At 68.9% G+C, this 302-nt stretch carries 1 protein-coding gene; it reads right to left on the reverse strand.

Annotated elements, in window-relative coordinates; all coding sequences use genetic code 11:
* Nucleotides 1-5: 5 nt before the first annotated feature.
* Nucleotides 6-302: aminotransferase class I/II-fold pyridoxal phosphate-dependent enzyme (locus OQ02_RS39840; RefSeq protein WP_033443873.1), on the reverse strand; the 297-nt coding region annotated here is incomplete at its 5' end.

A 302-nucleotide genomic window follows, 5' to 3' on the forward strand; every position in this document is an offset into this window, starting at 1 on the left:
GCGCGTCACTGCCGGTAGCCGCTCAGGAAGCGGCCGATGCGGCTGATCGCGGCGTCGAGGTCGTCGGCGTACGGCAGGGTGAGGATGCGGAAGTGGTCGGGGCGGGGCCAGTTGAAGCCGGTTCCCTGGACGACCTGGATCTTCTCCCGGAGCAGCAGGTCGAGGACGAACTTCTCGTCGTCGTGGATCTTGTGCACGGCGGGGTCGAGGCGCGGGAAGGCGTACAGCGCGCCCTTGGGCTTCACGCAGGAGACGCCCGGGATCTCGTTGAGCTTCTCCCAGGCCCGGTCGCGCTGTTCGCG

Source organism: Saccharothrix sp. NRRL B-16314 (assembly GCF_000716595.1).
GTDB lineage: Bacteria > Actinomycetota > Actinomycetes > Mycobacteriales > Pseudonocardiaceae > Actinosynnema.